The sequence below is a fragment of the Bilifractor porci genome, from assembly GCF_009696005.1.
GTDB classification, from domain to species: Bacteria; Bacillota; Clostridia; order Lachnospirales; family Lachnospiraceae; genus Bilifractor; species Bilifractor porci.
The window spans coordinates 355,975-367,726 of record NZ_VUMV01000001.1 but is presented as its reverse complement, the minus strand read 5'-3'; the positions used below and the strand labels follow the sequence as shown (position 1 = coordinate 367,726).

Annotated in this window: 6 protein-coding genes and 1 tRNA gene; all 7 read left to right on the top strand. The window is 56.1% G+C overall.

Going from position 1 to position 11,752, the window contains the following annotated elements:
• Positions 1-12 precede the first annotated feature (12 nt).
• The 7 genes from FYJ60_RS01630 (at position 13) to FYJ60_RS01600 (ending at position 11,681) form a co-directional block, all read left to right on the top strand.
• Positions 13-2,391, top strand: a complete 2,379-nt coding sequence (locus FYJ60_RS01630) for an alpha-galactosidase (RefSeq protein WP_154456839.1) — start codon at positions 13-15, stop codon at positions 2,389-2,391.
• Positions 2,392-2,606: 215 nt separating this feature from the next.
• Positions 2,607-3,770 carry a galactokinase gene (locus FYJ60_RS01625; RefSeq protein WP_154457067.1) on the top strand — a complete coding sequence of 388 codons (1,164 nt, stop codon included), beginning with the start codon at positions 2,607-2,609 and terminating at the stop codon, positions 3,768-3,770.
• Between the two features lie 223 nt (positions 3,771-3,993).
• Entirely contained in the window at positions 3,994-5,541 is a 1,548-nt protein-coding gene (locus FYJ60_RS01620; protein WP_154456838.1) for a UDP-glucose--hexose-1-phosphate uridylyltransferase, read from the top strand.
• A gap of 332 nt (positions 5,542-5,873) precedes the next feature.
• Positions 5,874-5,957: transfer RNA gene (locus FYJ60_RS01615), tRNA-Leu, on the top strand.
• Between the two features lie 439 nt (positions 5,958-6,396).
• Complete coding sequence (locus tag FYJ60_RS01610; protein ID WP_154456837.1) at positions 6,397-7,563, top strand: carbamoyl phosphate synthase small subunit; 1,167 nt, start codon at positions 6,397-6,399, stop codon at positions 7,561-7,563.
• Positions 7,563-10,781: a carbamoyl-phosphate synthase large subunit gene (carB, locus tag FYJ60_RS01605; protein WP_154456836.1), complete on the top strand. Its 3,219-nt coding sequence runs from the start codon at positions 7,563-7,565 to the stop codon at positions 10,779-10,781. The genes FYJ60_RS01610 and carB overlap by 1 nt, the downstream gene beginning before the upstream one ends.
• Positions 10,782-10,787: 6 nt before the next feature.
• Entirely contained in the window at positions 10,788-11,681 is an 894-nt protein-coding gene (locus FYJ60_RS01600) for an undecaprenyl-diphosphate phosphatase (RefSeq protein WP_154457066.1), read from the top strand.
• Positions 11,682-11,752 lie beyond the last annotated feature (71 nt).

The following is an 11,752-nucleotide window of genomic DNA, read 5'->3' as shown; positions in this document are numbered from 1 at the left end:
GGAGGACAGGATTTGATTACCATATTGAATGACACCGTTTTCTGCCTGCAGACGCTGCATACCACCTATCTGTTCCGGAAAATGCCCTCCGGGCATCTGGAACACCTGTACTACGGGGAATCGCTGGGAACGGTCACAGAGGAGGACGCCCGCGCCCTTTCGGAAAAGCGGGGATGCGAGACAGGCAACATGATCTGCTACAGCCAGGATCAGAAAACACTTCTCCTGGAGGATACCTGTCTGGAGATGTCCGCGGAGGGAAAGGGAGACATCCGGGAGCCCTTTGTGGAGATGATTCACGCGGACGGAAGCAGGACGTCGGACTTTCTGTTTGACCACGCGGAAATTTCGGAGGAAAAGGAATGCTTCGGGGAACTGCCTTCCTCTTACGGGCTGAAGGAGGGGAATCATCTCTGTGTGACACTGCGGGACAGGCAGTACCGGCTCCTTTTGGAGCTGCATTACTATGTCTATGAGGAAGAGGATGTAATCGGCAGGAGCAGCCGTCTGGTGAACACCGGCGAAGAGACGGTGAGGCTGGAAAGACTGCTGAGCGCGCAGCTGGATCTTCCGGAAAGCGGCCTGCGGATGACTTCCTTTACGGGAGCATGGGCCAGGGAGATGTGCCGGACGGACAGGACGGTGACGGCGGGGAGCTGTGCGGTGGGATCGGCTGCCGGATCGTCCTCCAACCGGGCCAATCCCTTTGTCATGTTCAGCTGGCCGGAAACAGGCGAGAAGAATGGCCGCTGCATCGGCGTCAACCTGATTTACAGCGGAAACCATTTTGAGGCGGCGGAGGTCAACGCGTACGGAAAGACCAGGATTCTCTGCGGAATCCATCCCAGAGGCTTTTCCTGGCTGCTGCATCCGGGAGAAAGCTTTGACGCGCCGGAGGCGGTGCTTTCTTTTTCCGCGCGCGGATGGACCGGGCTCAGCCTGCAGATGCACGCCTTCGTGCGCGGTCATATTCTGCGCGGCGAGTGGAAGAACCAGCCGCGGCCGGTTCTCCTGAACAGCTGGGAGGCGGCGTATTTCCGGTTTGACGAAGGCAGGCTTCTGCGTCTGGCAAGGGCGGCCAGGGATGTAGGAATCGAGCTGTTTGTCCTGGACGACGGGTGGTTCGGGAACCGGAATGACGACACCAGCTCTCTGGGGGACTGGACGGAAAACCGGAAGAAGCTGCCGGACGGGCTGGACGGCCTCTGCAGAAAAATTCACGCGATGGGAATGAAATTCGGCATCTGGGTGGAGCCGGAGATGGTCAACACGGACAGCAGCCTTTATCGGCAGCATCCGGACTGGGCTCTCTCCATACCGGGAAAACCGCATGCAGAGGGAAGAAACCAGAGAATTCTGGATCTGTCCAATCCGGATGTGGTGGATTATCTGACCGAAGAAATGAGCCGGGTCTTCTCCACTTCCGGGACAGACTATGTGAAATGGGATATGAACCGGATCTTTTCGGATGCCTTTTCTCCGAACCTGCCGCCGGAACAGCAGGGAGAGGTCTGCCACCGGTATATCTGCGGCCTGTACAGGCTCCTGAACCGGCTGACGGAGAGGTTTCCGCATATCCTGTTTGAAGGATGCGCCTCCGGAGGCGGCCGGTTTGATCTCGGTATGCTGTGCTTTTTCCCGCAGATTTGGGCGAGTGACAATACGGATCCGGTCTGCCGGGCGGAGATTCAGGAGGGGTACAGCTACGGCTATCCGCACTCTGTCCTTTCCTCCCATGTTTCCGCCAGCCCCAATCATCAGACCCTTCGGAAAACGACCCTCTATACCCGGTTTGCCGTGTCGGCCTTCGGGATCTCCGGGTACGAGCTGAACCTAAACGATTTGAAAAAGGAGGAACTGGACGAGATCCGCCGTCAGATTGCGTGGTATAAGCAGTGGAGAGATGTCCTGCAGACCGGGAATTTTTACCGGGGAACCGGGGATGCGCCGTGTGGGGACGGAGCTGCCCGGAATTACAGCTGGACTTGTGTTTCCGCGGACAGGAAAAAGGCGGTCGGCTTTACACTCCAGACGCTTGTCAGGGCGAATGCCCCATACCACTGCTACCGGGCGGACGGCCTGGAACCGGAAAAACGGTATTCCTTCCGGAATCCGGAACATAAGGAGGATATCCGCCGGTTCGGGGACATGATCAATACCCAAACCCCGGTGCATATCCGTCAGGATTCCCTGGGACAGCGGGTGGCGGCCAGATTTGTAAAGCTGGACGGAGAGAAGGAGCGGTATGAGTCCCTCTCCGGAGCCGTGCTGATGAACGGCGGAGTCAGGCTGACCGGCTCCTATACGGGAAACGGATGGAACGAAGAGGTGAGGTGCTATCAGGATTTTGACGCCCGCCTGTATACGATGGAAGAGGTGCAGGACACCTGACGGATTCTTGTAGAACAGGCCGCGGCTTGTTACAATAAGAAAGAAATGAGGATTGTGGGAGCGCGAAGCGGGAGCAATCCGTCACCATGAACAGGTGGCAGAGGGCGCTTTTGACGCACCTGTCATGACTTAGGAAAAATAAAAAAGAATTCAGGAAACAGGAGACAGTCCGGAGGACAAAAAAGATGACAATGACAGAGAGTACGCAGGAAAAGATGAAGGCGGCCGTAATCCGCGGTTTTGAGGAGAAATTCGGGGAGCTGGGAGACGGGCGGGTCTACTTCGCGCCCGGCCGCGTCAACCTGATCGGGGAGCACACGGATTATAACGGCGGCCATGTGTTCCCCTGCGCGCTTACGCTGGGAACCTACGGCGCCATGCGCAGAAGAGACGACCGCATTCTCCGGTTTTATTCCGTAAATGCGTCCGGGAAGGGTGTGATCGAGACCTCACTGGACGAGCTCCAGCCGGACGACAGATTCGGCTGGACCAACTACCCGAAGGGGGTTGTGTATACCTTCATCAAGGAGGGGTACCCGGTGGAGACCGGGTTTGACATGGCCGTTTACGGCAATCTTCCCAACGGCTCCGGACTCTCTTCTTCCGCGTCGCTGGAGGTTCTGACGGGATTTGCCCTGCGGGATCTCTACGGCTTTGAGATGAGCAATCAGATGCTGGCCATCTACGGGCAGGACGCGGAGAATAATTACTGCGGGATGAACTGCGGGATTATGGATCAGTTTGCGGTTGCCATGGGGAAAAAGGATCACGCGATTTTCCTTCACACCTCGGATTTGGAATATGAATATGTCCCGCTGAAGCTGGATCACGCGAAGATTGTGATCAGCAATACCAATAAAAAGCATAAGCTGACGGATTCCAAGTACAATGAGAGGCGCTGCGAGTGTGAGCAGGCGCTGGAGGAACTTCAGAAAGTGGTGAATATCGAGCATCTGTGCGACCTGACCCCGGAGCGCTTTGAGGTTTATAAGGATGCCATCAAAGATCCGGTGCGGCAGAAGAGGGCGAAGCACGCGGTCTACGAGAATGCCCGCTGCGTGGAGGCAGTGAAGGTTCTCAAAGAAGGTAACGTACGCCGGTTCGGAGAACTGATGAATGAGGCACATCTCTCCATCAGCAGGGATTACGAGGTGACAGGTATTGAGCTGGATACGCTTCAGGAGGAGGCACTGAAAATCCCCGGCGTGATCGGATCACGTATGACCGGAGGCGGCTTCGGCGGCTGCACGGTTTCCATCGTCGAGGATTCCGCCCTGGATGAATTCAGAGAAAAGGTCGGCGCCGCGTACAAAAAGAAAATCGGATATGACGCGGACTTTTATATTGTAGAGGTCGGAGGCGGCCCGGAAAAACTCTGAAACGGCTGCGGTCAGGGCGGCAATGCCGCCGCGGCATTTTGACCGCTGTCCGTTTGATGGATACTTTTCGTTTGTGAAGCGGCGCACATTCGCGACAGTCGTGTGAGGCTTTACGCGTGAAAGTAGACGGATGCTTACGCGGTGAGAACGGTGTTTTACAGAAAAAGGGTACATGTCGGGGCGCCCCGCTTCGCGGGGAGCAGCACGAAAAAAGGGGTGTGAAATGAATCAGGTACAGCAGGCCATTGCGGATCTGGCAGGTTACGCTCTTGCGGCGGGACTGATCGAAAGAGAAGATGTGATATACAGCATCAACTGTATTTTGAAGGAGATGGAGCTGGATGTCTACGAGGGTACGGAGGAGGATGCGCTTTCCTTTGCGGAAACCCTGAATGCGGAAAAAATAGCAGACGGTTCTGTACTGGAGAGGATTCTGGACACCCTGACGGAGGATGCCGTTTCCCGCGGGCTGACAGGCGGAGACAGTGTGGTCTTCCGGGATCTCTTTGACACCCGCCTGATGGGCGTGCTGACGCCGCGGCCGGGCGAGGTCATCCGCCGTTTCCGGGAGCTTTACAGGGAAAGCCCGAAAAAAGCGACCGATGCTTATTACGCCTTTTCCTGCCATACCAATTACATCCGCAGATACCGGGTATTAAAGGATTTGAAGTGGAAAACACCGACAGAGTACGGCGACCTGGATATTACGATAAACCTCTCCAAGCCGGAGAAGGATCCGAGGGCGATCGCGGCCGCGGGAAAGGCAAAGCAGGGCGGCTATCCCAAGTGCCAGCTGTGCCGGGAGAACGAGGGCTACGCGGGCAGGCCGGATCATCCGGCAAGGGAGAACCACAGGGTGATCCCTGTGACAATCCGCGGAAGCCGGTGGGGGTTCCAGTACTCGCCGTATGTCTATTACAATGAGCACTGCATTGTTTTTAACTCACAGCATGTGCCGATGAAAATAGAGAAGGACACGTTCCGGAAGCTCTTTGATTTTGTGAAGCTGTTTCCGCATTATTTTGTCGGGTCGAACGCGGATCTGCCGATTGTGGGAGGCTCAATCTTAAGCCATGACCATTTTCAGGGCGGAAATTATTCCTTTGCCATGGCCAGGGCGGAAACAGAACAGGAACTGGTCTTTTCCGGGTTTGAGGACGTCTCGGCCGGTATTGTAAGGTGGCCGATGTCTGTCATCCGCCTGGACGGACCGGATTCGGAGAGAGTGGTGGAGCTGGCGGACAAGATCCTCGTCGCGTGGCGGGGGTATACGGATGAATCCGCGTTTATCTTTGCCCGGACAGACGGAGTGCCGCACAACACCATCACACCCATTGCAAGAAAGCGCGGAGACAATTACGAGCTGGACCTGGTGCTCCGCAATAACATCACGACAGACCAATATCCGCTCGGCGTTTTCCACCCGCACGCGGAACTGCATCATATTAAGAAGGAAAACATCGGCCTGATAGAAGTGATGGGGCTTGCGGTTCTTCCCTCGCGTCTGAAGAAGGAGATAGAGGAACTGAAAGAAGCGATTCTGACGGGGGCGGATATCCGCAGAAATCCGGATCTGGAGAAACACGCGGACTGGGTGGAGCAATTTCTGCCGTCTTACCCGGAGATCAGCGCTTCCAATATAGACGGAATCCTGCAGGACGAGATCGGCAGAGTCTTTGCGAGGGTTCTGGAGGATGCCGGAGTCTACAAACGCACGCCGGAGGGCAGACAGGCGTTCCTGCGGTTCGCGGAGGCGGTCAACCGCTGCTGATTCTGCGGAGAGAACAGGGCAGTTCCTCCTGCATGATAAGAATGATTGGATTATTGGTGCAAGGTTGTTTTCGAATTGCGCCGCACACAGGAAAAAGCGAAGGGGTTTTCCCCCGTATTTCTCCTGTGTGAAGCGCCGGCCGGGCGCAGCTCCGGCTCTGCCCCTGTAAGTTCAGCACCAGTAACGCAGCCGGTCGCGCCGGATTCTGATAATTTTCCGAAAAAATGAGGAAGTATGCGAATTCAGGCAATCGGAAAAAATTCCGTTGACAAGAAAACGGCTTTCTGGTAGTATATCCGTTGTGAGCGAAACAGCCCACGAACAGAACATATGCAGGAATGGCGGAATTGGCAGACGCGCAGGCTTCAGGTGCCTGTGGTAGCAATACTGTGCGGGTTCAAGTCCCGCTTCCTGCAGCCTTTTCAAAAACCGGAACTCAGACTGAGGTTCGGTCTTTTTTTAGGAATGATCTATGAAGAATACCGGAATATGGGTAGTGCCAACTGAACAGAAAACTTGTATAATGAGGGAATGAAATCCTGACGGGGTTCCATTCCCTTTTTACTGCATAAGTCCAGTCGCAAAGCAGGCCCGGACGCATGCTTGCATGCAGGACCGGCCATGCTTTAGCGACGACAACAGGTATGAGCATGGAGTGACGCGCAAGCGGCACGGGAATGCGAATACCTGTTAGCGGTGCGAGAGCTGCCTTAGGCAGCGGAGCAGCGCGTGGGACTTATGCGAGATAACCAGGCAGTCCAGTCGCAAAGCAGGCCCGGTTCGGCTTTAGCGACGACAGATGTAGGCACGGGAATGTGAAGGTATGCACTGCAGCTTTGAGGAAAGGATGAAAATATGAAGGCTTTTTTGATCTTGGAGGACGGTACGGTTTTCACCGGAACAAGCATCGGCTCCCGCAGGGAGGTAATCAGCGAGGTAGTATTTAATACATCCATGACCGGATACCTGGAGGTTCTCACCGACCCTTCCTATTCGGGGCAGGCGGTCTGCATGACCTATCCACTGATCGGAAACTACGGTGTCTGCGGGGACGACCAGGAGTCTCTCCGCCCGTGGCTGGACGGCTACATTGTGCGGGAACTCTCCCGTATGCCCAGCAATTTCCGCAGTCAGGATACCATTCAGAGATTTCTGAAACGATATGACATTCCGGGAATAGCCGGTATTGATACAAGAGCGCTTACCCGTAAGCTCCGGGAGAGCGGCACCATGAACGGAATGATCACCACGGACGAAAATTTCCGTCTGGAGGAGGTTCTTCCGAAAATTAAAAGCTACCGGACCGGAAATGAGGTAGAGCTGGTAACCCGCTCCGAGCCGGAATTTTATCCGGCTGGCATGCAGGAGAGCTGTATTCCGGACGGACACGCCATGGCGGTCAGGGAGGTGCCTGCCGACTGGGAAGGAAACGGCCAGGGCCGGCAGGGGAAAAAGCTGCGTGTCGCCCTTCTGGATCTCGGCGTAAAGGAGAATATCATCCGCTCCCTTCAGAAGAGAGGCTGTGACGTGACGGTCTATCCGGCGTGGACTTCCGCGGAGGAGATACTGGGAACGCATCCGGACGGCATCATGCTGACAAACGGGCCGGGAGACCCGAAGGACTGCCCGAACGAGATCCGGGAGATCCGGAAGCTCTATGAATCCGATACGCCGATTTTCGCGATCTGCCTGGGACATCAGCTGATGGCGCTGGCGACAGGCTCCGACACCAAAAAGATGAAATACGGGCACCGGGGAGGCAACCATCCGGTCCGTGACCTTTCCACCGGGCGGGTGTATATTACCAGCCAGAACCACGGCTATATGGTGGACACAGACACGGTAGACCCCAGTGTGGCGGTTCCTGCCTATGTTAATGTCAACGATCAGACAAACGAGGGACTGAAATATCTGAACAAGAACATCTTTACCGTGCAGTTCCATCCGGAGGCTTCTCCGGGACCGAGGGATTCCGGGTATCTGTTTGACCGTTTTATTGAGATGATGGGAGGAAACAAGTAATGCCAAGAGATCTGAGTATAAAGAAGGTTCTGGTTATCGGTTCCGGCCCCATCGTCATCGGACAGGCAGCCGAATTTGATTACGCCGGCACGCAGGCATGCCGTTCCCTGAAGGAAGAGGGAGTCGAGGTCGTCCTGCTGAATTCCAACCCGGCGACCATCATGACGGACAAGGATATCGCGGACAGGGTTTATATTGAGCCCCTGACGGTAGAGGTTGTGGAGCAGCTGATCCGGAAGGAGAAGCCGGACAGTGTTCTGCCCACGCTGGGCGGACAGGCAGGGCTGAATCTTGCCATGGAGCTGGAGGAGCGCGGATTCCTGAAGGAGCAGAACGTGCGCCTGATCGGGACCACCGCCCTGACCATTAAAAAGGCGGAGGACCGCCAGACCTTCAAGGATACGATGGAAAAAATCGGCGAGCCGGTGGCGGCTTCGCTTGTCGTCCACAATGTGGAGGACGGCATTGCGTTTGCGGAGCAGATCGGCTACCCGGTTGTCCTGCGCCCTGCTTACACGCTGGGAGGCTCCGGCGGAGGAATCGCCGGGAACCGGGAGGAGCTGGTGGAGATTCTTTCCAACGGACTCCGCCTCTCCCGTGTGGGAGAGGTGCTGGTGGAGCGCTGTATCTCCGGCTGGAAGGAAATCGAGTACGAGGTGATGCGGGATTCCGCCGGAAATGTGATCACCGTCTGCAACATGGAGAATATCGATCCGGTCGGCGTGCACACCGGTGACTCCATTGTCGTGGCGCCCAGCCAGACGCTGGGAGATAAGGAATACCAGATGCTCCGGACCTCCGCACTGAACATTATTTCAGAGCTGGGAATTACCGGAGGCTGCAATGTCCAGTACGCGCTGAACCCGGAGAGCTTCGAGTACTGCGTCATCGAGGTGAACCCCCGTGTCAGCCGGTCCTCCGCACTTGCGTCCAAGGCGACCGGCTACCCGATTGCCAAGGTCGCCGCGAAGATCGCCCTCGGATACACCCTGGACGAGATTCCCAATGCCATCACGAAAAAAACCTACGCAAGCTTTGAGCCCATGCTGGACTACTGCGTCGTAAAGATCCCCCGCCTGCCCTTTGACAAGTTCATCAGCGCGAAGAGAACCCTGACAACGCAGATGAAGGCGACCGGCGAGGTGATGAGCATCTGCACGAATTTTGAGGGCGCCTTAATGAAGGCGATCCGCTCGCTGGAGCAGCATGTAGACTCCCTGATGTCCTATGATTTCACGGGACTTACCGCGGAACAGCTGTTGGACCAGCTGGCAGTCGTGGATGATATGCGGATCTGGAGGATCGCGGAGGCGGTCCGCCGCAACATCTCCTACAAAAAGATTCACGAGATCACCATGATTGACGAGTGGTTTATCGATAAAATCGCCATCCTGGTGGAAATGGAGCAGTCGCTGAAGACGCAGGAGCTGACCGAGGATCTGCTGCGCGAGGCAAAGCGCATGGAATTCCCGGATTACCTGATTGCAAAGCTGAACGGAAAGCTGTCCGAGGCGGATGTGAAGGCGCTGCGCGAAAAATACGGAATTACCGCTTCCTATAAAATGGTGGATACCTGCGCGGCGGAGTTTGCCGCGACTACGCCGTATTATTACTCCGTGTACGGCGGAGAGAACGAGTCGCTGCCGGGACATGCCCGCAAGAAGGTCCTCGTCCTCGGATCGGGGCCGATCCGTATCGGACAGGGCATCGAGTTTGACTTCTGCTCCGTACACGCGACCTGGGCGTTCTCCAAGGAGGGATGGGAGACCGTTATCATCAACAATAACCCGGAAACCGTCTCCACCGACTTTGATATCGCGGACCGCCTGTATTTCGAGCCGCTTACCCCGGAGGATGTGGAAAATGTCGTCAGGCTGGAGCATCCGGACGGCGCGGTGGTGCAGTTTGGAGGCCAGACGGCTATCAAGCTGACGCAGGCGCTTATGGAGATGGGAGTCCCGATCCTGGGTACATCCGCGAAGGATGTGGATGCCGCGGAGGACAGGGAGCTCTTTGACGAGATCCTTCAGCAGACACAGATTCCCAGAGCCGCGGGACACACCGTGTACACGGCGGAAGAGGCGGTAAGAGTCGCCAACGAGCTGGGCTATCCGGTTCTTGTCCGCCCGTCCTACGTCCTCGGCGGACAGGGCATGCAGATTGCCATTAACGACGAGGATATCGTGAAATACATCGGCGTGATCAACCGCTACACGCAGGATCACCCGATTCTGGTAGACAAGTATCTGGAGGGAAAGGAAATCGAGGTTGACGCCGTCTGCGACGGCCGGGATATCCTGATCCCCGGCATCATGGAGCATATTGAGAGGGCGGGCATCCATTCCGGAGACAGTATTTCCGTTTATCCGGCCAGAAGCCTCTCAGACAAAATCAAAAAGAAGATCGAGGAGGACACGACAAAGCTGGCAAGGGCGCTGCATGTCCTTGGCATGATCAATATCCAGTTCATCGTCTATCAGGACGAGGTGTATGTCATCGAGGTAAATCCCAGGTCCTCGCGGACGGTTCCCTACATCAGCAAGGTCACGGGAATCCCCATTGTGCCGCTTGCCGCCCAGGTCATCCTGGGGCATACGATCCGGGAACTGGGCTTCGAGCCCGGTCTGCAGCCGGAGGCGGACTATCTGGCGATCAAGATGCCGGTGTTCTCCTTCGAGAAGATCCGGGACGCGGATATCAGCCTCGGACCGGAAATGAAATCTACCGGAGAATGTCTCGGCATTGCGGACACCTTTAACGAGGCTCTTTACAAGGCGTTCCTGGGGGCGGGCATCCGCCTGCCGAAGTACCGGAATATGATCATCACCGTGCGCGACCGCGACAAGGAGGCCATGGTGCCGATTGCCCGCAGGTTTGCGGCTCTCGGCTACAAGATTTACTCCACCAGGGGAACCGCGGCGGATCTGAATGCCTGCGGCGTCCGTGCGCTTCCGATCAATAAGATCGAGGAGCAGAGCCCCAATCTGATGGATCTGATTCTGGGACATAAGATTGACCTTGTTATCGATATCCCGGAGCAGGGCGTCGAGCACGCCCACGACGGATTTGTTATCCGCCGCGCCGCCATAGAGACCGGGGTGAATGTCATAACAGCCATTGATACGGCGGAGGCCCTGGTAACCTCCCTGGAGAACACAGACAGCCGCAATCTGCATCTGATCGATATTGCCAGGATAGACAGAAGGGGAAGGGTATAAGCCATGCTGCTGACATTGCTGAAAACGATTATCCTGGGTATTGTGGAGGGGGTCACGGAGTGGCTTCCCATCAGCAGTACCGGTCACCTGATCCTGGTAGGAAATCTTCTGGATCTGGGGCAGAGCGAAGCCTTCACGGAGATGTTCAACGTGGTCATCCAGCTGGGCGCGATCCTGGCTGTCGTCGTGATCTATTTCTGGAGGCTGTGGCCGTTTCACACCGCAAAGAACGCGGCGGAGAAAACACAGTTCAGCTACCGGGCATCGGGCGGGTTCACAAGGAAGTTCCAGGATTTCGCGGATAAATATCTGTACATGGATAAGATTGTGCTCTGGCTGAAAATCGCCGTGGCACTGATTCCGGCCGTACTCGTGGGAGCCCTTTTTGATAACTGGCTGGAGGCGCATCTGTACAAGCCGGTTCCGGTTGCGGTCATGCTGATCCTGTATGGCGTTCTCTTTATTGTCATTGAGAACTGGAACAGGGGAAGAAAGCCGCGGATTTCCCGCATCCGGCAGATCAGCTGGAAAAACGCCTTCCTGATCGGCTGTTTTCAGGCGCTTGCCGTCATTCCAGGAACCTCCCGTTCCGGGGCTACCATCGTCGGAGGCCTTCTTCTTGGCATGTCCAGAACCGTGGCGGCGGAATTCACCTTTTACCTGGCCATTCCGACCATGTTCGGTGCTTCCGTCCTGAAGCTGGCAAAATTCGGCCTGCATTTCTCGGCCGCGGAGGCGGTCATCCTTCTGACAGGCATGGTTGTGGCGTTTGTGGTCTCCATCTTCGTCATCCGGTTCCTGATGGAGTATATCAGGAAACACGACTTTAAGGTGTTCGGCTGGTACAGAATTGTGCTGGGCGCCCTTGTCCTTGTGCTTGCTGCCGCCGGCATCCTTTAAGAAACTGACGGTCTGCCCTGTATGCGGGGTACTTTTACAGAAATCATTGATACGCGGCGCCTGAAACGCCG